Source organism: Streptomyces sp. NBC_00091 (genome assembly GCF_026343185.1).
Lineage (GTDB): Bacteria > Actinomycetota > Actinomycetes > Streptomycetales > Streptomycetaceae > Streptomyces.
Genome location: NZ_JAPEMA010000001.1, coordinates 809,888 through 835,919 on the forward strand (window position 1 = coordinate 809,888; position 26,032 = coordinate 835,919).

18 protein-coding genes and 1 pseudogene are annotated in these 26,032 nt (G+C 72.2%); 5 read left to right on the forward strand and 14 right to left on the reverse strand.

Annotated features, from left to right (window positions below; all coding sequences use genetic code 11):
* The first annotated feature begins 11 nt into the window (after nucleotides 1–11).
* Both OOK34_RS03290 and OOK34_RS03295 read left to right on the forward strand, forming a co-directional pair.
* Nucleotides 12–914, forward strand: coding sequence for an aminoglycoside phosphotransferase family protein (locus OOK34_RS03290; RefSeq protein ID WP_267032358.1), 903 nt, complete (start codon nucleotides 12–14; stop codon nucleotides 912–914).
* Nucleotides 915–958: 44 nt separating this feature from the next.
* Nucleotides 959–1,789 carry a slipin family protein gene (locus OOK34_RS03295; protein ID WP_267032359.1) on the forward strand — a complete coding sequence of 277 codons (831 nt, stop codon included), beginning with the start codon at nucleotides 959–961 and terminating at the stop codon, nucleotides 1,787–1,789.
* 167 nt (nucleotides 1,790–1,956) lie between these two features.
* On the opposite strand, the gene OOK34_RS03300 is transcribed toward OOK34_RS03295, so the two are convergent.
* The 8 genes from OOK34_RS03300 to OOK34_RS03335 all read right to left on the reverse strand — a co-directional run bounded on the left by OOK34_RS03300 (nucleotide 1,957) and on the right by OOK34_RS03335 (nucleotide 12,606).
* A complete protein-coding gene (locus OOK34_RS03300; RefSeq protein WP_267032360.1) occupies nucleotides 1,957–3,654 on the reverse strand; it encodes a proline--tRNA ligase in 1,698 nt (565 codons plus the stop codon).
* 42 nt (nucleotides 3,655–3,696) lie between these two features.
* Nucleotides 3,697–4,281 carry a GNAT family N-acetyltransferase gene (locus OOK34_RS03305; RefSeq protein ID WP_267032361.1) on the reverse strand — a complete coding sequence of 195 codons (585 nt, stop codon included), beginning with the start codon at nucleotides 4,279–4,281 and terminating at the stop codon, nucleotides 3,697–3,699.
* Between the two features lie 74 nt (nucleotides 4,282–4,355).
* Nucleotides 4,356–5,201: a GNAT family N-acetyltransferase gene (locus tag OOK34_RS03310; RefSeq protein WP_267032362.1), complete on the reverse strand. Its 846-nt coding sequence runs from the start codon at nucleotides 5,199–5,201 to the stop codon at nucleotides 4,356–4,358.
* Between the two features lie 143 nt (nucleotides 5,202–5,344).
* Nucleotides 5,345–6,502, reverse strand: a complete 1,158-nt coding sequence (gene ispG / locus OOK34_RS03315) for a flavodoxin-dependent (E)-4-hydroxy-3-methylbut-2-enyl-diphosphate synthase (protein ID WP_267032363.1) — start codon at nucleotides 6,500–6,502, stop codon at nucleotides 5,345–5,347.
* Between the two features lie 174 nt (nucleotides 6,503–6,676).
* Nucleotides 6,677–7,978, reverse strand: coding sequence for an RIP metalloprotease (locus OOK34_RS03320; RefSeq protein WP_267032364.1), 1,302 nt, complete (start codon nucleotides 7,976–7,978; stop codon nucleotides 6,677–6,679).
* Entirely contained in the window at nucleotides 7,975–9,237 is a 1,263-nt protein-coding gene (dxr, locus tag OOK34_RS03325) for a 1-deoxy-D-xylulose-5-phosphate reductoisomerase (protein ID WP_267032365.1), read from the reverse strand. Before dxr ends, OOK34_RS03320 begins: the two co-directional genes overlap by 4 nt.
* A 12-nt stretch (nucleotides 9,238–9,249) precedes the next feature.
* Nucleotides 9,250–10,569 carry a hypothetical protein gene (locus OOK34_RS03330; RefSeq protein WP_267032366.1) on the reverse strand — a complete coding sequence of 440 codons (1,320 nt, stop codon included), beginning with the start codon at nucleotides 10,567–10,569 and terminating at the stop codon, nucleotides 9,250–9,252.
* An 87-nt stretch (nucleotides 10,570–10,656) separates the two neighbouring features.
* Nucleotides 10,657–12,606 (reverse strand): acyl-CoA dehydrogenase family protein, encoded by a 1,950-nt coding sequence (locus OOK34_RS03335; RefSeq protein ID WP_267032367.1) that lies wholly within the window; start codon nucleotides 12,604–12,606, stop codon nucleotides 10,657–10,659.
* Between the two features lie 189 nt (nucleotides 12,607–12,795).
* On the opposite strand from OOK34_RS03335, the gene OOK34_RS03340 reads away from it, so the two are divergent.
* On the forward strand, nucleotides 12,796–13,851 hold the full coding sequence (locus tag OOK34_RS03340) for a hypothetical protein (protein WP_267032368.1): 1,056 nt from the start codon (nucleotides 12,796–12,798) through the stop codon (nucleotides 13,849–13,851).
* Nucleotides 13,852–14,181: 330 nt separating this feature from the next.
* Here the strand turns inward: OOK34_RS03340 and OOK34_RS03345 are convergent, their stop codons facing one another.
* From OOK34_RS03345 to OOK34_RS03355, 3 genes are all read right to left on the reverse strand, one after another.
* A complete protein-coding gene (locus OOK34_RS03345) occupies nucleotides 14,182–14,520 on the reverse strand; it encodes a type II toxin-antitoxin system PemK/MazF family toxin (RefSeq protein WP_267032369.1) in 339 nt (112 codons plus the stop codon).
* Nucleotides 14,517–14,861, reverse strand: coding sequence for a hypothetical protein (locus OOK34_RS03350; protein WP_267032370.1), 345 nt, complete (start codon nucleotides 14,859–14,861; stop codon nucleotides 14,517–14,519). Before OOK34_RS03350 ends, OOK34_RS03345 begins: the two co-directional genes overlap by 4 nt.
* A 250-nt stretch (nucleotides 14,862–15,111) precedes the next feature.
* Nucleotides 15,112–16,590, reverse strand: coding sequence for an aldehyde dehydrogenase (locus OOK34_RS03355; RefSeq protein ID WP_267032371.1), 1,479 nt, complete (start codon nucleotides 16,588–16,590; stop codon nucleotides 15,112–15,114).
* Nucleotides 16,591–17,305: 715 nt separating this feature from the next.
* Between OOK34_RS03355 and OOK34_RS03360 the strand changes: the two are divergent.
* Nucleotides 17,306–17,717, forward strand: a pseudogene (locus OOK34_RS03360) (hypothetical protein); the annotation flags it as partial.
* 158 nt (nucleotides 17,718–17,875) lie between these two features.
* Here the strand turns inward: OOK34_RS03360 and OOK34_RS03365 are convergent.
* The 3 genes from OOK34_RS03365 to OOK34_RS03375 all read right to left on the reverse strand — a co-directional run bounded on the left by OOK34_RS03365 (nucleotide 17,876) and on the right by OOK34_RS03375 (nucleotide 24,185).
* The gene (locus tag OOK34_RS03365; protein ID WP_267032372.1) at nucleotides 17,876–19,321 is read right to left on the reverse strand and encodes an aldehyde dehydrogenase family protein; all 1,446 of its coding nucleotides are present in this window, start codon (nucleotides 19,319–19,321) and stop codon (nucleotides 17,876–17,878) included.
* A gap of 708 nt (nucleotides 19,322–20,029) precedes the next feature.
* On the reverse strand, nucleotides 20,030–21,613 hold the full coding sequence (locus tag OOK34_RS03370; protein ID WP_267032373.1) for a PucR family transcriptional regulator: 1,584 nt from the start codon (nucleotides 21,611–21,613) through the stop codon (nucleotides 20,030–20,032).
* Nucleotides 21,614–21,770: 157 nt separating this feature from the next.
* Nucleotides 21,771–24,185 (reverse strand): ATP/GTP-binding protein, encoded by a 2,415-nt coding sequence (locus OOK34_RS03375; protein ID WP_267032374.1) that lies wholly within the window; start codon nucleotides 24,183–24,185, stop codon nucleotides 21,771–21,773.
* Between the two features lie 239 nt (nucleotides 24,186–24,424).
* On the opposite strand from OOK34_RS03375, the gene gabT reads away from it, so the two are divergent.
* Nucleotides 24,425–25,759 (forward strand): 4-aminobutyrate--2-oxoglutarate transaminase, encoded by a 1,335-nt coding sequence (gabT, locus tag OOK34_RS03380; protein ID WP_267032375.1) that lies wholly within the window; start codon nucleotides 24,425–24,427, stop codon nucleotides 25,757–25,759.
* Nucleotides 25,760–26,032: the final 273 nt, after the last annotated feature.

Genomic DNA, 26,032 nt, shown 5'->3' on the forward strand with positions numbered 1-26,032 from the left:
ACCACGCACGCATGGCTTTCGAACCGCCGCAGCGGCTCGTACGGGCGCTCGGCGAGCTGCCGCGGACCGAGCGGGACACGGAGTGGCTGGGGCGCCTGCCCGAGCTGGCCGAGGAGGCGCTGAAGCGGCGGGACGTTGCGGCCCAGCGGGTTCAGACCCCGGGCGGCCGCAGCAGTCTGGTGCTGCTCGTGCGCTACCCCGACGGCACCCCGGCCGCCCTCAAGCTGGCGCCGCCGGCGGCCCGGCCCGACCGGGAGCTGGCCGCGCTCGCGCACTGGGGCGGTTTCGGGGCCGTACGGGTCCTCGACTCCCGCCACCACGAGGACGACGGGGCGCTGCTGCTGGAGCGCCTGCACCCGGACGTGTCGCTGCGTTCGCTGCCGGAGGCCAAGGCCCTGCTGGAGGCGTGCGGGACGCTGCGGCGGCTGTGGGTGCGGCCGCCGGACGGGCATCCCTTCGAGACGGTGGCCGAGCGCACGGCCGCCGAGTGCGGGGTGCTGCGGTCGGCGCCGCCCGAGGCGCGCGCGCTCGCGGACACCGCGATGGCGCTGCGGGAGGAGCTGACCGCCCTGCCCGGCGAGGAACTGCTGCTGCACGGGAACTTCCGCCAGGGCAAGGTGCTGGCCGGCGAGCGGGCGCCGTGGCTGACGGTGGGCCCGGACCCGCTGGTCGGCGAGCGGGCCTACGACCTGGCGCGGCTGGTCCGGGACCGGCTGGAGGACCAGGTCGCCTCCTCGGCGGGGGCGGCCGGGGCGCGGCGGCGGGTGAACAAGCTCGCCGACTCCCTGGAGGTGGACCGGGAGCGGCTGCGGGGCTGGACGGTCTTCCGGGCCGTGGAGTCCGGCAGCCGGGCGCTGGCGGCGGGGCGGCGGCGGGACGCGGAGCTGCTGCTGGAGTTCGCTTCCTGGCTGTAGGGCATACCGTGGATGGATAGGTGTGTGTCCGGCAGGGGGCCGTCATGGTCGAGGAACTGCTGACAGCGGGAATCGCCGCCGCCACGGGCGTCGCGGTCTATCTGGGCGCTGCCGCGCGGGTGGTGAAGCAGTACGAGCGGGGCGTGGTCTTCCGCTTCGGCCGGCTACGGGAGGGGATCCGGCCGCCCGGGTTCACGATGATCGTTCCGGGCATGGACCGGCTGCGGAAGGTGAACCTGCAGATCGTGACGATGCCGGTGCCGGCCCAGGAGGGCATCACCCGGGACAACGTCACGGTGCGGGTCGACGCGGTGGTGTACTTCAAGGTGGTCGACGCGGCGAGCGCGATCATCGCGGTGGAGGACTACCGCTTCGCGGTCTCCCAGATGGCGCAGACCTCGCTGCGGTCGATCATCGGCAAGAGCGATCTGGACGATCTGCTGTCGAACCGCGAGAAGCTCAACCAGGGGCTGGAGCTGATGATCGACAGCCCGGCCATGGGGTGGGGCGTGCAGATCGACCGGGTCGAGATCAAGGACGTGTCGCTGCCCGAGACGATGAAGCGGTCGATGGCACGGCAGGCGGAGGCGGACCGGGAGCGGCGGGCGCGGGTGATCAACGCGGACGCGGAGCTCCAGGCCTCGCACAAGCTGGCCGAGGCGGCCGCGGTGATGTCGGACCAGCCGGCGGCGCTGCAGCTGCGGCTGCTGCAGACGGTGATAGCGGTCGCGGCGGAGAAGAACTCCACCCTGGTGCTGCCCTTCCCGGTGGAGCTGCTGCGGTTCCTGGAACGCGCGGCCCCTGTTGCTCCCGCCGCCCAGCCGCCCCCGCCGCCGGCGGTTGCCGGGCCCCCGGGCCCCGGCCCGGCAGCGTAGCGCCCCGCTGCGCGGGGCCGGTCCCCTACCCGCCCTTCCACCGTTCCTCCCCCAGCTACCGCTGGGAGGTGCCCCCAGGGGCTCCGCCCCGGACCCCGCGCCTCAAACGCCGGCGAGGCTGGATCTTCCAGCCTCGCCGGCGTTTGAGGCGCGGGCGCGGAGCGCCGTTACGTCAGGCGGGACAGGGCTTCCTGGAGGGGGAGTTCCTCGCGGGTGCCGGATGCGCGGTGCTGGAGTTCGACGACGCCTTCGGCGGAGCGGCGGCCCGCCACCAGGATCCACGGCACGCCGATCAGCTCCGCGTCCGTGAGCTTGACCCCCGGGGACAGCCCCGGGCGGTCGTCCAGGAGCACCCGCAGGCCCGCCGCGGCCAGCGCCCCCGCCGCTTCCTCCGCCAGCGCGAGCGGCCCGGCCTTGCCCGCCGCCACCACGTGGACGTCGGCCGGTGCCACCGCCGCGGGCCAGCACAGGCCCCGCTCGTCGGCCGTCTGCTCGGCCAGCGCGGCCACCGCCCGGGAGACGCCGATGCCGTAGGAGCCCATGGTGACCCGGACCGGCTTGCCCTCCTTGCCGAGCACGTCCAGCCCGAAGGCGTCCGCGTACTTGCGGCCCAGCTGGAAGATGTGCCCGATCTCGATCGCCCGGTCCAGCCGCAGCCCCGCGCCGCAGGCCGGGCAGGGGTCGCCCGGCTCGACGACGACCACGTCCAGGTAGCGGTCCACCTCGAAGTCCCGGCCGCAGACCACGTTGCGGGCGTGGGTGTCGGGCTTGTTGGCCCCGGTCACCCAGGCGGTACCCGGCGCGACCCGGGGGTCGGCCAGGTAGCGCACCTTGTCCAGGCCCTGCGGGCCCACGTAGCCGCGTACGAGGTCGGGCCGGCCGGCGAAGTCCTCCGCCGTCACCAGCTCCACCACCGCCGGGGCCAGGTGTTCCCCGAGCTTGCCGAGGTCCACCTCCCGGTCCCCCGGCACGCCGACGGCGGTGATCTCGCCGTCGACCTTGACCAGGAGGTTCTTCAGGGTCGCCGAGGCGGGGACGCCCAGGTGGGCGGCCAGGGTCTCGATGGTGGGGGTGTCGGGGGTGGGGATCTCCTCCAGCGGGCCGTGCCCGCCGCCCTCTACCGGGGTCAGTGCGAAGGTCACCGCCTCGGTGTTCGCCGCGTAGTCGCAGGAGGGGCAGTCCACGAAGGTGTCCTCGCCCGCGCCGGCGGGCGCGAGGAACTCCTCCGACGCCGAGCCGCCCATCGCGCCCGACACCGCGGACACGATGCGGTGGTCCAGGCCGAGCCGCTCGAAGATGCGTACGTAGGCCTCGCGGTGGAGCCGGTAGGACTCCTCCAGCCCCTCGTCGGACACGTCGAAGGAGTACGAGTCCTTCATCTGGAACTCGCGCCCGCGCAGTACGCCGGACCGGGGCCGGGCCTCGTCCCGGTACTTGGTCTGGATCTGGTACAGCATGACCGGCAGGTCCTTGTAGGAGGTGCACTGGTCCTTCACCAGGAGGGTGAAGATCTCCTCGTGGGTGGGGCCGAGGAGGTAGTCGGCGCCCTTGCGGTCCTTCAGCCGGAACAGCAGGTCCCCGTACTCCGACCAGCGGCCGCTGACCTCGTACGGCTCCTTCGGCAGCAGCGCCGGCAGCAGCACCTCCTGGGCCCCGATCGCGTCCATCTCCTCGCGGACGACGCGCGAGACGTTGTCCAGGACCTTCTTGCCGAGCGGCAGCCAGGTCCACACCCCGGCGGAGCTGCGCCGGACGTAGCCGGCCCGGACCAGGAGGCGGTGGCTGAGGGTCTCCGCGTCGGCCGGGTCCTCGCGGAGGGTCTTGGCCATGAGGCGGGACATGCGCTGCACGTGTTGCGTAGACATGACGGGAGGCTACCGGGGGCCGCGCGGGGCCCGGAAACGAATTCAGGGCGTGTGCGGGGGCCTGAGCAGGGGCAGCGGGGCGCCCATGACGGCGTACGGCAGGCTCGCGCTCGGGAAGTGGACCTTGCGGGCCAGGTCCCGGTAGCCGAGGGCCGCGTACAGCCCGCGGGCCGGGCTGTCGGTGTCGATGGCCGAGAGGATCGAGCGCGGCTGGGCGGCGTTGTCGGTGATCCGGGTGATGAGGGCGCGGCCGACGCCGCGGCCCTGGAAGCCGGGGTGGACGTGCAGCTCGGTGATGACGAAGGAGTCGTCGAGCCAGTCCTCGACGCCGCCGGCCCGCAGGTACGGCTCGACGATCGTGGACCACCAGTGGCCGCGGTCGTTGGGCATGCCGTACACGAAGCCGGCCAGCGCCCCGTCGTCGGTGAACGCGCCGAGCGCGCGGGCGCCGGGGCAGGTCATGTGGCGCTGGACGATGTAGCGCCGGATGCCGACCTCCTCCTCGCTGAGCCCGAAGGCCACGGCCTGGACGCGCAGGGCTTCGTCCACCCGGCCGGCGAGGTCGAGGTGCCCGATGCGGAGGCCGGCGGGCCGTGCGGGGTCGTCGCCCGAGGGAGTAGGCAGCATGCGGCGACCTTACTTCGGGGTAGGGGCGCTCCGGTACGGCTTCCCGGACGAAACCGGACCCTCCCGGATGGAGGTCAGAACAGGACGCTCATGAAGGCGCCGACCTCGCGGAAGCCCACCCGACGGTAGGCGGCGCGGGCCGCGGTGTTGTAGTCGTTGACGTAGAGGCTGACCACGGGGGCCACGTCGCGCAGCGCGTACCGCACGACGGCGGCCATGCCGGTCTCGGAGTGCCCCCGGCCGCGGAATTCGGGGGCCACCCACACGCCCTGGATCTGGCAGGCGCGGGCGGTGGCGGCGCCGATCTCGGCCTTGAAGACGACCTTGCCGTTCTCGACGCGGGCGAAGGAACGGCCGCTGCCGACGAGTTCCGCGACGCGGGCCTGGTAGAGCAGCCCGCCGTCCCCGGCCATGGGCGAGATGCCGACCTCCTCGGTGAACATGGCCACGCAGGCGGGCATGATCACGTCCATCTCGTCCTTGCGGATCCGGCGGACCAGCGGGTCGGCCGTGATCTCGGTGGACGGCTGCTCGGTGACCATGAGCGGCTGGTGGGCGCGGATGTCGCGGGCCGGTCCCCAGCTGGGCTCCAGGAGCTGCCACAGCAGCCGGGTGGCCTCGGCGGGGCCGACGATGGAGGAGCAGCGGCGGCCGGTGCGCCGGGCCCGGTCGGCGAAGGCGCGTACGGCGTCGGGGCCGGCACAGACGGGGACCAGGTTGGCTCCCGCGTAGCACATGGAGCGGAGCCGGCCGTCGGCGTACCAGCCCCACATCTCCCCGCCCAGGCGCCAGGGGTCGAGTCCGGCGACCTGGACCCGGGAGGTGACGAAGGCGTTCTCGACCGGCTCGCGTCCGAGGATGTCGAGCGCGGCGTCGAGATCACTGGGCTCAAGGACCCGGGTGGTGGTCTGCGTCAACACTGGGGCCTCACCGTGCAAGTCTGCTGATCTCCGCACTGTACCCGGAGCAACCTGCGGACGCCTGGTCCCACGGATCGCAAAAACCCCGGCCCCGTCCGCGAGCTGCGGAAACGGGGCCGGGGAAGGTCTCGGGCGGTGCGGGGTCAGACGCCGATGGCGACGCTGGGCTCGCCGGAGGCGATCCCGTCCTTCTCCATCTGCTCGGCGATCTTCAGCGCCTCCTCGATGAGGGTCTCGACGATCTTGGACTCGGGGACGGTCTTGATGACCTCGCCCTTCACGAAGATCTGGCCCTTGCCGTTGCCGGAGGCGACGCCGAGGTCGGCCTCGCGGGCCTCGCCGGGGCCGTTGACGACGCAGCCCATGACGGCGACGCGCAGCGGGACCGTCATGCCCTCCAGGCCCGCCGTGACCTCCTCGGCCAGCTTGTAGACGTCGACCTGGGCGCGGCCGCAGGAGGGGCAGGAGACGATCTCCAGGCGGCGCGGCTTGAGGTTCAGCGACTCCAGGATCTGGTTGCCGACCTTGACCTCCTCGACCGGCGGCGCGGAGAGGGAGACGCGGATGGTGTCGCCGATGCCCTCGGAGAGCAGCGCGCCGAAGGCGACGGCGGACTTGATGGTGCCCTGGAAGGCGGGGCCGGCCTCGGTGACGCCGAGGTGCAGCGGGTAGTCGCACTGGGCGGCGAGCTGGCGGTAGGCGTTGACCATGACGACCGGGTCGTTGTGCTTGACCGAGATCTTGATGTCGCCGAAGCCGTGCTCCTCGAAGAGGGAGGCCTCCCACAGCGCGGACTCGACCAGCGCCTCGGGGGTGGCCTTGCCGTACTTCTTCAGCAGGCGCGCGTCGAGGGAGCCTGCGTTGACGCCGATGCGGATCGGGGTACCCGCCTCCTTGGCGGCGTACGCGATCTCCTTGACCTTGTCGTCGAACTGCTTGATGTTGCCCGGGTTCACGCGGACGGCGGCGCAGCCGGCGTCGATCGCGGCGAAGACGTACTTGGGCTGGAAGTGGATGTCGGCGATGACCGGGATCTGCGACTTCTTCGCGATGACGGCCAGCGCGTCGGCGTCGTCCTGCGTCGGGCAGGCCACGCGGACGATCTGACAGCCGGAGGCGGTCAGCTCGGCGATCTGCTGGAGCGTGGCGCCGATGTCGGAGGTCCGGGTCGTGGTCATCGACTGCACCGAGACGGGTGCGTCGCCTCCGACGGCCACGGAACCGACCTGGATCTTGCGGCTGACCCGGCGGTCGGCAAGCTTCGTCGGCACGGACGGCATTCCGAGAGAGATGGCAGTCATCTGCTGTGCAACCCCAAGGTGTGGATCGAGGTCCCGAGATCGGCGGGCTCCAGCCTTCGAGGTTACGCCAAGCAACGCGCGCCCCTTGCATCCGAGGGGTCGCGCCACCCGAACGTAGGGAGCCGGGCACGATGCGTGCCCGGCTCCCTCACGGCTCGTGTACCGCCGGTACGGCTAGGTGATCCGGATCGGGTTGACCACGTCGGCCACGAGGACCAGCAGGGTGAAGCAGACGAAGATCCCGGCGACCACGTACGCGGCGGGCATCAGCTTCGCCACGTCGAAGGGACCGGGGTCGGCCCGCCGGAAGATCCGCGCCACGGTGCGGCGCAGGGACTCCCACAGGGCGCCCGCGATGTGCCCGCCGTCCAGGGGCAGCAGGGGCAGCATGTTGAACAGGAAGAGCGAGAGGTTGAACATGCCCAGCACGTTGAGCAGGATCGACATCTTCTGCTCGCTGGGCAGGTCCAGGGCGGCGATGTCCCCGCTCATCCGGGCCGCTCCGACGATGCCCATCGGGGAGTCGGGCTCGCGCTCGCCGCCGCCGAAGGCCGCGTTCCACAGGGCGGGGACCTTGGCGGGGAGCTGGACGAGGCCCTGGACGCTGCTGTCGACGATCTCGGCCATGTGGTCGACGGACTCGCCGAAGGACAGGGCCGCGATCTCGTTCTTCGGGCTGAAGCCGAGCCAGCCGGCCGTCACGTACTGGCCCTTGACGTAGCCGCCGTGCCCGTCGGTCTTGGCGACCTTGTTCTCGATCAGGTTGACCGGGATGTTCAGCTGCTGCCCGTCGCGCACCACGGTGACCGTGGCGGGGCCGACGGTGTCGCGGATGCGCTTCTGGAGGGCGGACCAGTCGGCGACCTTCTTGCCGTTGAAGGCGACGATCGTGTCGTCCGCCCGCAGGCCGGCCTTCTTGGCCGGGGCCACCGGGTCGCCGTCCTTGCAGATCTCGCGCTTCTCGCTCTGCTGGATGACGCAGGGCGAGACGCTCGCGACCGAGGTGGTCGTCCGGTTGATCCCGAAGGTCATCCAGACGCCGAAGAAGATCGCGAGGGCGAGCACCAGGTTCATGAAGGGGCCCGCGAACATCACGATGACGCGCTTCCACGGCTTGCGCGTGTAGAACAGCCGCGTCTCGTCGCCGGGCTGGAGCTCCTCGTAGGCCGCCGAGCGGGCGTCCTCGATCATCGACCGGAAGGGCGAGGTGGAGCGGGCGGTGACCTTGCCGTCCTCGCCGGGCGGGAACATCCCGATCATGCGGATGTAGCCGCCCATCGGGATGGCCTTGATCCCGTACTCGGTCTCGCCCTTCTTGCGCGACCAGATGGTCTTGCCGAAGCCGACCATGTACTGGGGCACGCGGATGCCGAAGAGCTTGGCCGTGGAGAGGTGGCCGAGCTCGTGCCAGGCGATCGAGAAGAGCAGTCCGCCCACGAATACGAGCACACCGATCAGGTTCAGCACCAGCGTCATGCGCTCGCCTCCACTGCGGCCCGCGCCGCCGTCTCCCGTGCCCGGGCCCTGGCCCAGGTCTCCGCTTCGAGGACGTCCGCCACGGTCAGGGAAGTTCCCGACTCCGGTGTTCCGTGCTCGTCGACCACGGCAGAGACGGTATCCATGATTGCTGTGAACGGCAGCCGACCGGCCAGGAAGGCCTCCACGCACTCCTCGTTCGCCGCATTGAACACGGCGGGCGCGGTGCCGCCCAGGGTACCGACGTGCCGGGCCAGGCCGACCGACGGGAAGGCCTCGGTGTCCAGCGGGAAGAACTCCCAGGTGGACGCCTTGGTCCAGTCGAAGGCGGGGGCCGCGTCCGGGACCCGCACGGGCCAGCCGAGGCCGATCGCGATGGGGCCGCGCATGTCCGGCGGGGTGGCCTGGGCGAGGGTGGAGCCGTCCGTGAACTCGACCATCGAGTGCACGTAGGACTGCGGGTGGACCACGACCTCGATGCGGTCGAAGGGGATGTCGTAGAGCAGGTGTGCCTCGATGACCTCCAGCCCCTTGTTGACCAGCGTGGCGCTGTTGACCGTGATGACCGGGCCCATGGCCCAGGTGGGGTGCGCGAGGGCGTCCTGGACGGTCACCGAGGCCAGCTCCGCGCGGGTGCGGCCGCGGAAGGGGCCGCCGGAGGCGGTGACCACGAGCTTGCGCACGTCGGCCCGGGTGCCGGCGGCGAGGGCCTGGAAGAGGGCCGCGTGCTCGGAGTCCACGGGGATGATCTGGCCGGGCTTCGCGAGAGCCTTGACCAGGGGGCCGCCGACGATCAGCGACTCCTTGTTGGCCAGGGCCAGGGTGCGGCCCGCCCGCAGCGCCGCGAGGGTGGGGGCGAGGCCGATGGAGCCGGTGATGCCGTTCAGGACGGTGTGGCACTCGGAGGCCGCCAGCTCGGTCGCCGCGTCGGGCCCGGCCAGGATCTCGGGCAGCGGCTCGGCGGCGCCGTACTGCTCGCTCAGCGCCTCCTTGAGGGCCGGTACGGCGTCCTCGCGGGCGACGGCCACCGTCTTGACCCGCAGCTGCCTGGCCTGTTCGGCCAGCAGGGCGACCCGCCCGCCGGCGGCGGACAGCGCCGTGACCCGGAACCGGTCCGGGTTGCGCAGGGCGAGGTCGATGGCCTGGGTGCCGATGGACCCGGTCGACCCGAGGATGACGATGTCCCGGCGGCCGGCCGCGGCGTCGAAGAGGAGGTGCGGGTCGGCGAGGGGGGCTGGACTGTCGCTCATGCCCCCCATTGTTGCCGCAACTCAAGAACGCTTGGACACGGAGTCCCCGTCCGTGACACGGGCCAGGAGTTCGGGCAGGGTTCCGGCGAAGTCGGGGAGCGCCCGGGCGGCCCGCCACCAGGCCGCGGGATCGTCCCCGAGGGCCGCGGCGAAGAGCCGGTCGGCCTCGGCGCGGGCGGCGAGCACGGCGGCGGGGCGGTCGTGCCGGTCGGGGTGGCCGATGTCGCCGAGCCACTGGTCCTCGTCGAGCGCCCAGCAGGCGGGGACCTTGTGCCGGACCACGTCGGCGCCGGTGAGCAGGGAGCGGTCCAGGCAGTCGCGGACCCAGCGGACGTCCTCGGCGGCCGTCTCCATCGGGACGGCCAGGCTCACCAGGGCCAGCTCGCGCTCCCAGCCGCCGGCCGGCTCGCCGGGGGCCGGGTCCGGGGCGAGGTGGCGTACCGCGCGGGCCAGCGCCGGGTCGTGGCGTACGTCGCCGGGCGCGGACGGGGTGCCCGCGGCCAGGGCCGCCGCCAGTTCGGGCAGGGTGCCGCGGAAGCCGGCGGCCCGCCGGCCGAGCTCGGCCCACAGCCGGGGGTCGTCGCCGAGCGCGGGGCGCAGGGCGCGGTGCACGGCCGACTGCATCTCGGCCTGTTCGGGCAGGGTCCAGCGCAGCCCGTGGGTGACGGGGAGGTGCCCCAGCAGCAGGGTCCGGGCTGCGGGGGCCACGTGGGCGACGAGCTCGTCGCAGGTCAGCAGGCCCATCCGGACGGCGCGGACGGCGGGCCGGTACCAGTGGCGCCCGTACGTGTCCCCCGTGCGCGCGTCGAGCAGCGCGGCGCACGCCTGCCGGGGCAGGGCGCCCGCCAGCAGCAGCGCCTCGACGGCCCCGGCCGGCAGCGGTGCCCGGGCGTGGGCGCGCAGCAGCGGTTCGGGATCGCGGGGGCCGGGCGGCCGCTGCATGCCGAGCAGGGTGAGCGGGACCCGGGGGCGGCGGCCGTGCCGGCGCAGCAGGCGGATCAGCTCGTCGGGGGTGAGGGGGCCGGGGCCGGTCTCGCGCAGCAGCGCGGGCGAGGGCCCCGGCCGGGCGGCGTACCGCGCGGGGCCGGGCAGGCCGGGCAGCGGGCGGCCGACGACGTGCGGGTTGCGGGCGATGTAGTGCCGGTCGGCGTCGGTGCCGTGGCGCAGCAGCAGGGTGACGGCCGCGGCGGGCAGCCACTGGTCGCGGCACAGGTACTTGCGGGTCGGCTCGTCGAGCCGGTCGAGCAGGTCGGCGACCACGTGGTGCGGTGCGTGGCGCAGCAGGTGCGCCACGCACCAGGCCAGCCGCCGGCAGGCCCGGTCCTCCTCGGCCGTCGCCATCGTCCTCTTCCGCCTCGTGCTCGTGCCGGTACCGGTGCTCGTACGCGTACTCGTACATCCGTCCGATCTGCTGCCGATGATGGCAGGTCAGCGCAGGGGACGGTGAACGTTTTTGTGGGTGGAGGGGCCGGGGGCGGCGTCCGCGATCCACGGGCCGTCGCCCGAGGGGTCGAGGACGCCCTCCTCCAGCCAGGTGTAGGTGCCGCCGAGGACCCCTTCGACGACCTTGCGGTCGAGGTCGTCGGTGTTGGACCAGAGGCGGCCGAAGAGCTCCTCGACGCGCAGCCGGGACTGCCGGCAGAAGGCGTCGGCGAGCTGGTAGGCCTCACGGCCGTGGTCGCCGCTCGCGCGCAGGTGCTCGGCGCGCACGCAGGCGGCGCTCATGGCGAAGAGCTCGGCGCCGATGTCCACGATCCGGCCGAGGAAGTTCTGCTTGGTCTCCATGCGGCCCTGCCAGCGGGCCATGGCCAGGAACGTCGTACGGGCGAGTTTGCGGGCGCCGCGCTCCACGTAGCGCAGGTGGGTGGCGAGGTCGGGGTGGCCGGCCGGGTGGAACTCCCGGTAGGTGCCGGGCACCTGGCCGGGGCCGGTGGCGAGCTTGGGCAGCCAGCGGGCGTAGAAGCCGGCCGCGCGGGCGCCGGCCCTGGCCTTGTCGCCCAGGTCCTTCTCGGGGTCGATGAGGTCCCCGGCGACGGACAGGTGGGCGTCGACGGCCTCGCGGGCGATCAGCAGGTGCATGATCTCGGTGGAGCCCTCGAAGATCCGGTTGATGCGCAGGTCGCGGAGCATCTGCTCGGCCGGTACGGCCCGCTCCCCGCGCGCGGCCAGGGACTCGGCGGTCTCGAAGCCGCGTCCGCCGCGGATCTGGACCAGTTCGTCGGCCATCAGGCAGGCCATCTCGGAGCCGTAGAGCTTGGCGAGGGCGGCCTCGATGCGGATGTCGTTGCGGTCTTCGTCGGCCATCTGGGAGGCCAGGTCCACCACCGCCTCCAGGGCGAAGGTGGTGGCCGCGATGAAGGAGATCTTCGCCCCGACGGCCTCGTGCCGGGCGACCGGGCGGCCCCACTGCTCGCGTACGCCGGACCATTCGCGGGCGATCTTCAGGCACCACTTGCCGGCGCCGACGCACATGGCGGGCAGGGACAGCCGTCCGGTGTTGAGGGTGGTCAGCGCGATCTTGAGCCCGGCCCCCTCGGCGCCGATCCGCTGGGCGGCGGGCACCCGGACCCGGTGGAAGCGGGTGACGCCGTTCTCCAGGCCGCGCAGGCCCATGAAGGCGTTGCGGTGCTCGACGGTGATCCCCGGCGAGTCGGCCTCGACGACGAAGGCGGTGATCCCGCCGCGGTGGTTCTCGCTCTTGGGGACCCGGGCCATGACCACGAGGAGGTCGGCCACCACCCCGTTGGTGGTCCAGAGCTTCACCCCGTCGAGGACGTACGTGTCGTCGTCCCCGGGGTCGGGCACGGCGGTGGTGGCCAGCCGCGCCGGGTCGGAGCCCACGTCCGGCTCGGTGAGCAGGAAGGCGCTGATCGCGGTGGTGGCGCAGCGCGGCAGGTAGGCGTCCTGCTGCTCCTTGGTGCCGAACATCTTCAGCGGCTGCGGTACGCCGATCGACTGGTGGGCGGAGAGCAGGGCGCCGATGGCCGGGCTGACGGAGCCGACGAGGGCGAGCGCCTTGTTGTAGTAGACCTGGGTGAGGCCCAGGCCGCCGTACTCGGTGCCGATCTTCATGCCGAGGGCGCCGAGCTCCTTGAGCCCGCGCACCGTCTCGTCGGGGATCCGGGCCTCGCGCTCGATGCGCTGCCCGTCGATCTCGGTCTCGCAGAACTCCCGCAGCCGGGCCAGGAAGGCCTCGCCGCGCCGGACGTCCTCGTCGGCGGGGTGCGGGTGGGGATGGATCAGGTCGAGCCGGAAGCGCCCGAGGAAGAGCTCCTTGGCGAAGCTGGGCTTGCGCCAGTCCTGCTCGCGGGCCGCTTCCGCGACCTGCCGTGCCTCGCGCTCGGTCACCTTGGGCTGTACGGGCCGTGTTGCCGACATCCGGGTACTCACCTCGCCGCATCGGGGGACCTACCGATCGGTGCTACCTGTGAGTCGTACCCGCTTCGGGCGCCCGGGAAAATCCGGGTGCCCTGCAAAAGGGGGACCTTCGGCGCGTTCGCCGTAACCTGCCGGGGCTCGCGCGTGTCCGCTGTGCGGCGGTTTCAGGCGATACGTACGTTGCGGCGCATGCACAAGCTCAGGACTCTCGCCGGCGCCGTGGCCGCCGCTGCCGTGGCCGTCGTCGCCGTCCCCACCACCGCCCATGCCCAGCAGTTCGTTCCGTGCAGTGCGACGGCGCTCAGGAACGCCATCACCCAGGCGAACGCCACGCCCGGCCCCATCACGCTCTTCCTGTCCTTCGGCTGTACCTACAACCTCACCGCGGAGGACAACCCCGGGAACGGCCTGCCCGTCGTCACCAGTGAGATCACCGTCCTCGGCAACCGGAGCACCATCAGGCGCGCCTCCACGACGACGAACTTCCGCGTCTTCGAGCTCATCGGCCCGAACGCCGACCTCACCCTGAACAGCCTCACCATCCGCGACGGCCGGTCCGCGTCCGGCGGCGCCGGTGGCGGGGGCATCCGCAACGAGGGCGGGGAGCTGACCCTGAACTCGGTGGAGGTCACCAGGAACCAGTCGCTCGTCTCCGGTGTCGGAGGAGGCATCAACAGCGACGGCACGCTCACCCTCCGCAACAGCACGGTGAGCTTCAACAACTCCACGAACAATGCCGGCGGCCTGGTGACGGTCGGCATCGCCACGCTGTCGAACACGACGGTCACCGGCAACACGGCCCGGGACGGCGCCGGCGGCATCGAGGCCTTCGGCACCCTGACGATCACCGGCAGCAGGGTGACCGACAACGCCGACGGGGACTCCGCCGGCGGGATCTACTCCCGGGAGGCGACGACCACCATCGCGGACACCCTCGTCCGCGGCAACAGCACGGCCAACGGGGCCGGCGGCGGCATCGTCAACTCCAACGGCACGCTGACCCTCGACCGGACCACCGTCTTCGCCAACAGGTCGCTCGGCCCGAGCGGCCGCGGCGGCGGCATCGCCAACTCCGGCACCGCCACCATCCGCAACAGCTCGGTCACCCACAACCAGTCCCACGACGCTCCGGGCGGCATCTTCAACAACGGCGGCACCGTGTCCCTGACCGCGACCCCGGTCACGGACAACCTGCCCGCCAACTGCACCGGAAGCGCCCCCGCCGTCACGGGCTGCACCGGCTGACGGGGCACAAAAGGGGGACGGCCGGAGCCCCCGCACAGTGGCCTCCTCACAGTGCCCCTGACCTGCGATTTCTCTCCCACGTGCGCAAACGACCCGCTGCTCCGGCCCGCATCTTCACTCATCTGCCCCAATTCCCCAGCATCCTCGCTCACCCGTGTTCCCGTGGGAACACGGGTGGGAACCGGACAAAGCGGTAGGCCCCCTCAGCTTGCGGATGTCCACATAGCAGGGGAACACCAAACGCGTCTTCACCCTGTCCCGCATCCACAGCGTGATGCCGGCATGGCCCGCGCACGCGGAGCACGACGCCTGGGCTGCCGCCCTCCGACGTCAGCGCTGCAGACCGAGGATCAAGCGGACGGAATCCTCCACACGGTGCAGCTCACCGGGGGCCAGCAGCCCGAGCTTCCTCCGCAACCGCGACTTCGCCACCGTGTGAAGGTCCGCACAGTTCACGTACGACTCGTCGTACTTCGTCAGTCCCGCGTCAGGCCCGATGGGCACATGGGTGACCTGCGGACCGGACGTGCCGGTGATCAGCGCGACCGTGACGGAAGCAAGCGGTTCCGCGATCCGGTTGACCGTGAGGACGACCACCGGATGGGGCCCCACCGGCTGGGGCAGCGCGCAGACCCACACTTCGCCACGCAGCGCCGTACCAGGGCTCACCACTGCATCTCGTCCGCTGCCGCAAGCTCAGCGTCACTCGGCTCGACCACGCCCTCAGACAGAGGCGCAGCCTGCCCTCGGTAGAAGGCACGGATTTCCTCGGCCGCCCCCACCTCAGCCGCTTCCCGCGCGAGGAGCCTCAGGCCTTCGCGAAGGGCATCGGAGGTCGAGCCGAGGTGCAGCGTCCGCATGACCTCCTGAAGGGCCTGCATCTCATCACTGCGGAGCCGGACCTGCGCCAACCTGCTGGGCCCGAGCACGGCCGTTGCCGCGTTCCGCTTGGCTGTCTTTGCGGCGGCCTTCTTCGCCGGCCGCTTCTTGGGAACCGCTGCTGCGTCCACGCCTCCTCCACTCTGTCGTACAAATGTCATACAGCCAGTGTGGCCCGACGGTCGACGCCGGTCAAGGAACACTTGGAAAGCGTGTTGGGGGCAACCCCTCACGAGTTCGAATCTCGCATCTCCCTACCCACCCGTCAGGGCAAACGAAGGCCCCGGCTGTCCAACAGTCGGGGCCTTCGGCCCTCAGGATCTCCCTACAACGCGGTGCCCACCTGCTCCGCCCTTCAGAGTCTCCCGCCCGGCCTGCCCGTCAGTGGGCGGTTCCGTTGGGGAGGTTGATCGTCTTGTACTCGAGGAAGGAGCTGAGCCCCTCGGGCCCGAACTCGCGTCCGATGCCCGATTCCTTGTAGCCGCCGAAGGGGGCGGCGAACTCGATCCGGTACCCGTTGATCGTCAGGGTTCCCGTGCGCACTTGGCGGGCGATCTGCATGGCGCGGTCCTCGTCACTGCTCCACACGCTTCCGGACAGGCCGTACTTCGAGTCGTTGGCGATGCGGACGGCGTCGTTGTCGTCGTCGAACGGGATCACGACGAGCACGGGGCCGAAGATCTCGTCCTGTGCGATGCGCATGCCGCTCTCTACGTCGGCGAAGATCGTCGGTTCGACGTACCAGCCCCTCGGCAAGCTCGAGGGTCGGCCGCCGCCCACAGTGATCGTCGCACCCTCCTGCCGCCCACTGGCGATGTACTCCTCGACCCGCCGCCGCTGGCGTTCCGCAACCAGAGGGCCGACCTCGGTGGCGGGATCGTGCGGATCACCAACCGTCAGCTCGGCAGCTGCTTGGGAAATCACGTCGACGACCTGCCGGTAGCGGCTGCGATGAGCGAGGATCCGCGTCTGCGCCAGGCACTGCTGGCCGGACATCATGATCGCGAACGGCATGAGGGCCGGCACGACGCTGTCGACGTCGGCGTCCTCGAGGATGATGGCGGGCGACTTCCCTCCACACTCAAGGGTGACCCGCTTGAACTGCTCGCCGCAGAGGGCGGCGACCCGTCGTCCCGTGGCAGAGCTGCCGGTAAAGCTGATCTTGTCGACCAGTGGATGGCGCACCAGTGCCTCACTGCTCACCCGGTCCGCCGGCACGATGTTCAGCACGCCCGGAGGCAGGTGCGCTTCCATCGCGGCTTCGGCGAGCAGGTACGCGTCGAGCGGCGTCTCGGGCGCCGGCTTGAGCACCACGGTGCAGCCGGCCAGCAGAGCCGGGGCCAGGTTCACCATCGTGAGGATGAGCGGGACGTTCCACGGCACGATCTGCCCGACGACGCCCACCGGCTCCCGAAGTATCCGAGCCGGTCCGGTAAGCCCTGCCCGGTCCTCCTCGAACGGGAAGGTCGCGGCAAGCCCTCGGAAGTAGTCGAGGAGCATCACGGGAACGGGTCCCTGGAGCTGATTGGAGAAGCTGATCGGCGAGCCCATTTCCTCGGTGATGAGCCAAGCGATCTGCGGGATGCGCGACCGGAGATAGTCGGCGAATGGCTCAAGCGCGTCCGCGCGTTCCTGAGGCGACATGCCCGGCCACGTTCCGTCATCGAAGGCGGCACGGGCCGCGCGGACAGCCCGGGCAACGTCCGCGGGCGTCGAGGAAGGAGCCGAACCGACCTTCTCCTCGGTGGCCGGAGAGATGACCTCGATCAGGTCGTCAGTATCCGACTCGACCATGTCGCCGCCGATGAAGAGCCGGTCCCGGACTAGGGCCGGGGCTTGGATGGCTGTGTGGGAAGACATCGCTGGCCTCCTGGTTACCGGTGGGATACGGGCACCTGGTCTTGGCCCGCCTTTCGTGTCGTTCATCCACTTCGCATCGATGGGCCTGCGCTGAGAATTTCCGGGCGGGACCCTGAGGATTTCGCCTACGGGGCCGCGGGTTCGTCTGATCCGCCGAGGTGCCCCGCGAGCTGTCGGCGCGAGCGGAATCGCACGCGCATGCGCGGCAGGACGGCTTCACGCTGGCGACGGCTTTCTCTCGGTCTCCGGGCGGCGGTCCCATCCGCCCGCCACCCCCTCTCACCGTACGACTCATACGCTGACCGGACAGGTCCGCAATCACTCAGCCACCCTGCCCGGCCATCGCGCGCCGCTGTCGCCGGCTCCCTGCGGAGCGGTGTGGGCGGCACAGGCCGCCGGAAGACCACACGTTGGCCATGGCTGGAGACGCCGCTGAGCAGGGACAACATCGCCCCGCTCTGGTTGCAGTGCTGGTTGCATTCGCCCCCGGTCAGCTCCGTCCGCAACCCGCCCATCGAGCCGCTCCGCCGCAGGTCAGGACACGGACGAACATTTGGAAAGCGTGTTGGGGGCAACCCCTCGCGAGTTCGAATCTCGTATCCTCCGCACTCGCCCAGCAGGGCAAACGAAGGACCCGACCGCTCTGCGGCCGGGTCCTTCGTCGTTCCGTGGTCTCAGTTTGATGGGTGTCACCATGTATGGCCCGGCGCCGACCCCCACCACCGGAGGCACCACCACCAGCCACACCTACGACAGAGCCGACCGCCTGGTCGACGCGGGATACATACGTCTACGACGCGTTCGGCCGCACCACCACGGTCCCGGGCAACGGCACCATCGGCTACTACGCCAGACCTGGCAGCTCGACGCCGCCCCGCGATTCCGCTCCTTCACGACCGAGACCGGCAGCGGCTCCACCCTGGCCCAGACCGGCTCCAAGGTCCGGTTGGACGTCTCCCAAACACCCGGTCGCCGTGAACTCGGGCGAGTACGGCAACCCGCGCGCCGGCCAGCCGGCCACCCGCTGCAACTGGCTCGGCGCCAAGCAGCGCTCCACCGAGACCGTCACCGGCCTCACTCTCATGGGCGTCCGCCTCTACAACCCGGCCACCGGTCGCTTCCTCGCCGGCGGGAGAACAGCCCCTGAGGTCCCTCATGTTCCCACCAGGCCACGGGAATCAGCCAAGATCCGGGCCTTCTCCCAGGTCAAGGCGCGAATACAAAAAGACGGCCGGAGCCCCCGCACAGTAGGCTCCGGCCGTCGGTCTGTGACCGTACGAGTCGGTCAGATGTCGAGGCCCGTGAGGACCAGGACGCGCTCGTACGTGTAGTCGTCCATCGCGTAGCGGACGCCCTCGCGGCCCACGCCGGACTGCTTGACGCCGCCGTACGGCATCTGGTCGGCGCGGTACGAGGGAGCGTCGCCGATGATCACACCGCCGACCTCGAGCTCGCGGTGGGCGCGGAAGGCGACCTGGACGTCGCGGGTGAAGACGCCGGTCTGCAGGCCGAACTTCGACTCGTTGACGGCGGCGAAGGCCTCGTCGGTGTTCTCGACCTTCGTCAGGGTCAGGACCGGGCCGAAGACCTCCTCGGTGGCGAGCTTCACGCCGGCCGGGACGTCCGCGAGGACGGTGGGCTCGACCGTGGCGCCGTCGCGCTTGCCGCCCGTGAGCAGCTTCGCGCCGGCGGAGACCGCCTCGTCCACCCAGGACTCGACGCGCTTGGCGGCGTCCTCGGAGACCAGGGGGCCGACGTCGGTGGCGTCGTCGGACGGGTCGCCGGTGACCTGGGCCTGGACCTTCGCGACGACCTTCTCGGCGAGGCGGTCGTAGACGGAGGCGTCGGCGATCACGCGCTGCACGGAGATGCAGGACTGGCCGGCCTGGTAGTTCGAGAAGGTCGCGATACGGGTCGCGGCCCAGTCGAGGTCGGCCTCGGAGGACCAGTCGGCGAGGACCACGGCCGCGGCGTTGCCGCCGAGCTCCAGGGTGCAGTGCTTGTGGGGCACCGACTGCTGGATGGCGTAGCCGACGGTGTCGGAGCCGGTGAAGGAGATGACGGGCAGGCGGTCGTCCTTGACCAGGGCCGGCATCTTGTCGTTGGCGACGGGCAGCACGGACCAGGAACCGGCCGGCAGGTCGGTCTCGGCCAGCAGCTCGCCGAGGATCAGGCCGGAGAGCGGGGTGGCGGGGGCCGGCTTCAGGATGATCGGCGCGCCGACGGCGATGGCCGGGGCCACCTTGTGGGCGCACAGGTTCAGCGGGAAGTTGAACGGCGCGATGCCGAGGACCGGGCCCTTGACGAAGCGGCGGGTCAGGGCCAGGCGGCCGACGCCACCGGCGTCGGTGTCCAGGCGCTGGGCCTCTCCGCCGTTGAAGCGGCGGGCCTCTTCGGCGGCGAAGCGGAACACGGACACCGCACGGCCGACCTCACCGCGGGCCCACTTGACGGGCTTGCCGTTCTCGGCGGAGATCACCTGGGCGATCTCCTCGGTGCGCTCGGCGAGCCGCTTGGACACGTGGTCCAGGGCGGCGGCCCGGACGTGGGCCGGGGTCGCGGAGAACTCCGCCGTCACGGCGTACGCCGCGGCCACGGCCTCTTCGACCTGGGCGTCGGTGGGCACGCTGACGGTGCCGACCAGCCGGCCGTCCCACGGGTTGTGGACGTCGAAGCTGTCCTCGCCGGTGGCCTGGCGGCCGGCGAGCCAGAAGGCGTGGGTGGAAGTCATGCGAATCCCGGCCCTTCGGATGTGTGCGGTGGGTCGTTGTCTCCACCACGGTAGGACTCCGCCGGGCTTTCGGCGTTTATCCGGCATGGAGCACCTCCCCGCGCCGCCGCTCCGCTTTGGCAGTGTTACCGATTCCCGACGCGCCCCTCGCACCGCTCGGCGCCGGGGCGCCACTCCTTCTTCACGCGCCGCTCGCGCGGCTCGGCGCCGGGGGCGCCACTCCTTCTTCACGCGCCGCTCGCACCGCTCGGCGCCGGGGGCGCCTCTCCGGCTTCGCGCCGCTGCGCCGGACTCCGTCCGGCGGACGCTGGGCGGGGCCACGGGCCTGGCTGGGGCCCTGCTGCCGTCTGCGGGTGGGGGCCGCTGCGCGGAGCGGTCCCCTACCCGCCCTTCCACCGTTCCCCGGGCGCTGCCCGGACCCGCGCCTCAAACGCCGGCGAGGCTGAAAGATCCAGCCGCGCCGGCGTTTGAGGCGCGGGCGCGGAGCGCCGTGTTTGGAGCCGCGCCGGCGATTGAGGCGGGAACGGAGGAAGGGCGGGTAGGGGACCGCTCCGCGCAGCGGCACACCCGGGGACAGCGGCCGGGCGCCCGCCCAGGCACGGGCCCGCCCTGCGGCGACCACCATCCGCAGGCGTACGGCGGGCCCGGCCCGGGCCCGACGGCCGAAGCCCGGGAAGCGCGCCAGCGCTGAGCGGTGCGAGGGGCGCGTCAGGAATGCGCGGGCGGGCTGGCTTTCAGGGCCAGCCAGAGTTCCATGCGGACGTCCGGGTCGTCGAGGGAGCGGCCGAGGATCTCCTCGACGCGCTTCATGCGGTAGCGCAGGGTGTGCCGGTGCACGCCGAGGTCGGCGGCGGCGGCGTCCCACTGGCCGTGGCGCGAGAGCCAGGCCAGGAGCGAGGCGACCAGGTCACCGCGGCCGGTCGCGTCGTGCTCCCGCAGAGCCCTCAGCGTGCCCTCCGCGAAGGCCCGTACCGCGTCGTCGGCGAGCAGCGGCAGGACCGACCCGGCCGCGAGGTCCTCGTGCTCGACCAGCGGCCGCCCCCGGCGCCGGGCCACGGCCAGGGACTGGTCGGCCTGCTTGAAGGCCGCCGCCACCCCCTCCGGGCCGGCCGGCGCCGACAGTCCGACCACCAGCTCGTCCGGCTCCGGCCCGGCCGCCTCCCGGCCGCGCCGGGACTCCAGGGCCTCCGCGTGGTCCGCGCACGCCTGCACCGCCGAGCCCCCGTCGGCGGCCAGGACCACGAGCCGTCCCGGCTCCGGGACCACCAGCAGCGCCTCCCCGCTCCGCGCCGCCGCCGATTCCACCGTGTCGGCCAGCATCGCCAGCCCCTCCGGCTGCGCGGTCCCCGGCAGCGCCGGCTCCGCGACGATGATGCGGAACGGCGCCTCCAGCAGGGCTCCGTACAGGTCCCCGGCCACGGCCCGCGCGTGCCCGGGCTCCCCCTCCAGCAGCATCCGCAGCACGGCCGCGCCGAGCCGGGACTCCGCGTCGTGCAGCGACCGGGAGCGCTCGGTGGTCAGGGTCAGCAGGGCGACGGCGGAGTGCACCGCGTACCGCTCGGCGGTGCCCAGCGGGGCGCCCGTACCCACGGCGAGCGCGCCCCGGGCCCGCCGCCCGGTGCCGAGGGACTGGAGTTCGACCCGGTCCTCGGAGCCGCCCACCACCGCGCTCGCGGGCGCGGGCCGCTCGCGCAGCCGCTCCACGTCGGGGGTGAGCCGCGCGGCCCGCCGGGCGGCCCACTCGGGGGCGGCGGCGACGACGGCGCCGGAGGTGTCGTACAGCGCGGCCCAGCCGTGCACGTGGGCCGCCAGCTTCGCCAGCAGGTCGCCGGGGCCGTCGGAGGAGAGCGCGGCCCGGGTCAGCTCCCGCTGCGCCTCGAAGCCCGCGGTCACGGCCCGGTACTGGTCGGCCGCGAGGGCTGCCGAGACGGCCTTGCTGATGGCGAGGAACGGGGTGCGCCGGGGCACCTCCAGCAGCGGCAGGTCCTCCTCGCGGGCGGCCTGGAGCAGCGCGTCGGGGATGGCCTCGTAGTTGACCCCGACGGCGAAGCCGATGCCGACGACCCCGGCGGCCGCGAGGCGCCGTACGTAGCGCCGCATCTCCTCCGGGTCCTCGGCGTCCAGCTTCATCGCGGTGACGAGCAGCAGCTCGCCGCCCTCCATGTACGGCACGGGGTCGGCGAGCTCGCTGACGTGGGCCCAGCGCACGGGGGTCTCGAGGCGGCCCTCCCCGGCCCGGACGGTGAGTTTCAGCGCCGAGTGCTGGACGAGCGAGGCAAGGGTGAGCGGCATCGGGGCTTCCAGACGGAGTGGGCCGGACGGAGTGGGCCGGGCAGAGAGGGCCGGACGGGGAGGGACGGCGAGGGAGCGGGGAAGCAGGGTTTTCGCCATGTCGTACGAACGACCCCTTTCGATTCTGCCACCCCGTACGGGTCCTCTCAGCCCGTCCTCAGCCGGTTCCCGACAGCCGGAGCAGCAGCGGCGCGGCCCGTTCCCCCCGGACGGAGGTCAGGGAGAGCACCGCGCACCCGGGCGGCACGGCGTGCGCCAGCTCGGAGGCGGACCAGCGCTCGCGCTCCACCTGGCGCACGGTGACGGCGTCGGTGGTCACGGCCTTGCCGGTGACCAGCTTGCGGAAGGCGTGGATGGCCCGGGTCAGCGGCTGGTCGGCGAAGACGGTCCGGTGGGTGACGTCCCGGGTCTCGACCCATTCGGTGCCCCAGGCCTCGGCGAAGCGCTGCCCGTCCCAGGTGGTGACCCCGGAGAAGGCCATCCGGCAGCCGACCGCGCCGAGCAGCGGCGTCCGCAGGGCCTCCGGTACGTCGTCCAGGGTGCGCAGGGTCAGCAGGACGCCGGCGTTCGCCGAGCGCAGCCGCTGCACGCCGCGGACGGTCTCCGGGGTGAGGGTGTGCGAGGCGTCGTCGAGGGCGAGGAAGGCGAAGAGCGAGCGGTCGGCGCGGGCGGCGGCGGAGGCGTTGAACTGGGCGAGGAGCAGCCGGGCCAGCATCCGGGAGGCGTCGGCGTGCGCGCGCTCGGGGAGGTCGACGCGGACCCGGACGGGGTGTCCGAGGGCGCGCAGCGAGAAGGGCCGCCCGCGCCGCTCGGAGCCGACGGCGCCGGCGTCGAAGGCCCCGACGTCAAAGAACCCGGCGAAGGCGGGCCGGTCCAGCAGGGCGATGCGGTCGGCGAGGGCCGGGCCGGGGTCCCCGGGGGCCCCTTGCTGGCGCAGGCGGGCGTCGAGTTCGCGGAGCATGGCCTGGCGCCCGGTGCCCTCCAGTGCCTGGCGGAGCGCGGTGAGGGCGGAGGGCACCCCGTCGAGCAGTTCGCGCAGTTCGGGTACGGCGGGGAAGCGGCCGTACGCCTCGCGGAAGGGGCCGATCAGCTGGGCGAGGGTGGTCGCGGCCCGGCGTACGTCGCCTCCGGGGACGTCTCCGACGAAGGCCTCGGCGAGGAGGGTGGCGGCCTCGTCGGCGTCGGCGGTGCCGCCGTAGAGGTCGAGGTCGTGGACGGAGGCGGGGTCGCCGACGCGGACCACGATGTCGTAGGCGCTGTCGGGGCCGAGCTGGGAGCCGGCCGCGCCGACGGCGATGACGGCGGCCTGCCCGGCCAGCGCCTGGAGCGCGAGCGATTCGACGACGGGCCGTACGAGGCGGGCGGTCTTCCCGGTGCCGGAGGGTCCGACGGCCAGCAGGGAGGTTCCGAGTACCCCGGGGTCGAGGGCGAGCCCGGTGCCCCGGCGGGCGTAGGGGTTGCGTTCCCCGTCCTCGACGGTGCCGAGCAGCACCTGCCGGGCCAGCAGGTCGTGCCGGGCGGCCCGGACCGGCAGGTCCCGGTCGCCGGAGGGGTGGACGCAGGCGCCGGCGCCCTTGTCGCGTACGGCGGCGTCGAAGGCCCGCAGCCGGGTGGGGTCGGCCCGGACGGACTCCCAGGCCCGCCGGATGCGCGCGTAGTCCACGTCGTTCATCCGGCCGGCCCCGACCTCCCCCGCGAGCCGCTCGGCAGTCTCCCCCATCCCGGCGGCCCGCACCTCGGGCCAGTCGGCGAGATCGACCGCCGGGGTCTCGGATGGCTGCGGACGCGTGCGGTTCCTGTCCGCGGGGACGGTGTTCGCCTTGGGGCGGGAGCCCGGGGCGACGAGGCGACGGAGCAGTCGACCGCCGCCGAGCCAGGCGAACGCGAGGACCACCACCGCGTCGATCACCGTCCTGGTGGTGTCGATGAGTGCGCGATTGGCCTGCGGGTCATCCTCGAAGGAGAGGAAGGACTCCACCAGCTGCCGGATCGGCAGCTGGTGGTTGTCGATGAGCAACAAGGTCACGTAGGCGAGCGGTACGACCGCGAGGGCCTGGATCCCGGCACCGCGCGCGACGATCAGGCGGTTCCAGGCCGCGCCCCAGCTCCCGAGGCGGCCGAATCCGTAGAGCAGGCCCGCGACGAAGAGCAGTTCGTAGATGGGCTTGGCTCGCATTCCGCCCTGCCGCACCACGGGCTCGCCGTTCGCAGCCCACCAGCTGTCCGGCGTGAACAACTTCAGCGGCACGTCCCAGAAGGGGATGTAGGAGTTGCGCATGAGCGACCAGACGAGCACACAGGCCAGAAACGAAATGGCGGCTCCGACGACGAGGGACCGGTCGTCGGTCCGCGTCGGCTCCATGTCGGGACGCGAGGTGTAGCCGTAGCGCCACACCCCCGGATCAGCGGCCGGACGGGCGGTGTGCAGCCATTGGACGAGTGACGGCCCCTGCCCGTCACCGCCCGCGTCCGGCGCATGGGACGGCCTCGGGGGGACGGCCGGCGGGCCCGCCGGCCGGGGGACGTGACCCTCGCGGGTCGACTGTCCGTCATGCGTGCCCTCGGTGTTCATGAACCCCTGCCCCCTGCCCGTTCCCAACGCGCCGCGGCGCTCAATCTAGTGCCCGGTCCGGCACTTCGGCCCGCACCCTGCGGTGATCAACGAGACACGTCCCGGTTCCTTCCTATGGCCGTCACGGACAAGGACACGCGGGTACCACTCCCGAACGGAGCATGCCTTACCCCCTCCCCCGGGCCTAGCCTGCGGACAAAGACACAAGTGCGTCCGAAAACACCCCCCAGGAGCCCTCTATGACCGCTGTCCCGCAGGAGCGCCGCATCGTCACCGCGATCCCCGGCCCCAAGTCGCAGGAGCTGCAGGCCCGTCGTCTCGGCGTGGTGGCCGGTGGCGTGGGCTCCGTGCTCCCCGTCTTCACGGCCCGCGCGGGCGGCGGCATCATCGAGGACGTCGACGGCAACCGTCTGATCGACTTCGGTTCCGGCATCGCCGTGACCTCGGTCGGCGCCTCCGCCGAGGCCGTCGTGCGCCGCGCCTCCGCGCAGCTCGCCGACTTCACGCACACCTGCTTCATGGTCACGCCGTACGAGGGCTACGTCGAGGTCTGCGAGGCCCTCGCCGAGCTGACCCCGGGTGACCACGCGAAGAAGTCGGCCCTGTTCAACTCGGGCGCCGAGGCCGTCGAGAACGCCGTCAAGATCGCCCGTTCGTACACCAAGCGCCAGGCCGTCGTCGTCTTCGACCACGGCTACCACGGCCGTACGAACCTCACGATGGCGCTGACCTCGAAGAACATGCCGTACAAGCAGGGCTTCGGTCCGTTCGCCCCCGAGGTCTACCGCGTTCCGGTCGCCTACGGCTACCGCTGGCCCACCGGCGCCGAGAACTGCGGCCCCGAGGCCGCCGCCCAGGCGATCGACCAGATCAGCAAGCAGATCGGCGCCGACAACGTCGCCGCGATCATCATCGAGCCGGTCCTCGGCGAGGGCGGCTTCATCGAGCCGGCCAAGGGCTTCCTCCCGGCGATCGTGAAGTTCGCCAACGACAACGGCATCGTCTTCGTCGCCGACGAGATCCAGTCCGGCTTCTGCCGCACCGGCCAGTGGTTCGCGTGCGAGGACGAGGGCATCGTCCCGGACCTGATCACCACCGCCAAGGGCATCGCGGGCGGTCTGCCGCTCGCCGCCGTGACCGGCCGCGCCGAGATCATGGACGCCGCGCACGCGGGCGGCCTGGGCGGCACGTACGGCGGCAACCCGGTGGCGTGCGCCGGTGCGCTCGGCTCCATCGAGACCATGAAGGAGCTCGACCTCAACGCCGCGGCGAAGAAGATCGAGTCCCTCATGAAGGCCCGTCTGACGGCCATGCAGGAGAAGTACGAGATCATCGGTGACATCCGCGGCCGCGGCGCCATGATCGCGATCGAGCTCGTCAAGGACCCGGTCTCCAAGACCCCGTTCCCGGAGGCGGCCGGCGCCCTCGCCAAGGCCTGCCACGCCGAGGGCCTGCTCGTCCTCACCTGCGGCACCTACGGCAACGTGCTCCGCTTCCTGCCGCCGATCGTCATCGGCGAGGACCTGCTGAACGAGGGCCTGGACATCATCGAGGCCGCCTTCGCGGGCATCTGACCGAACGTCCAGTTCGAAGGTCTAGAACGCACGGACGCAGCGCCCGCCCTCTACCACCGGTAACAGTCGGGCGCTGTGAAGAAGCTGTGGGGGGCCGATGGCGGGAGCGCGTTCCCGCTGTCGGTCCCCCTTTCGCTGGCGTACGGTTTCTGCAGATGAGTGAGACAGACCGCTTCCGGGAGACCGGGGGCGACTCCGGTACCGGGCTTCCCCAGCGCCGTACTGGGCATGCGTTCGCGCACACTCCTCTCAGATCGGACGGCCGTCCGCCCC